Annotated in this window: 1 protein-coding gene; it reads right to left on the bottom strand. The window is 57.9% G+C overall.

Features of this window, described 5'->3' with window-relative positions; all coding sequences use genetic code 11:
• Nucleotides 1–228: hypothetical protein (locus tag V6259_RS19965; RefSeq protein WP_341586013.1), on the bottom strand; the 228-nt coding region annotated here is incomplete at both ends.

The following is a 228-nucleotide window of genomic DNA, read 5'->3' as shown; positions in this document are numbered from 1 at the left end:
CCGCATCATCAGTTGCTACAGCGCTGACGGTAATCGTGCCGTCGGTCAGACCACTTAGATCCGCATCCGCCACACTCCAGACGCCGTCAGTTTCTGTCGCGTCCACAACCACGTTGTTGGTGCCATCACTGAACGTCACTTTCACCGTCTCGGTGTCCGCATCTACGCCACTCAAGGTCACACTCACCGTGCCCGCTTCGTCTGCGTTGGTCACTTCATCAGTGCCCT

The organism is Marinomonas sp. TI.3.20, from assembly GCF_038155025.1.
Classification (GTDB): Bacteria; Pseudomonadota; Gammaproteobacteria; order Pseudomonadales; family Marinomonadaceae; genus Marinomonas; species Marinomonas flavescens.
Note: the sequence above shows the minus strand (reverse complement) of the source record. Positions and strands in the feature narration are given on the sequence as shown.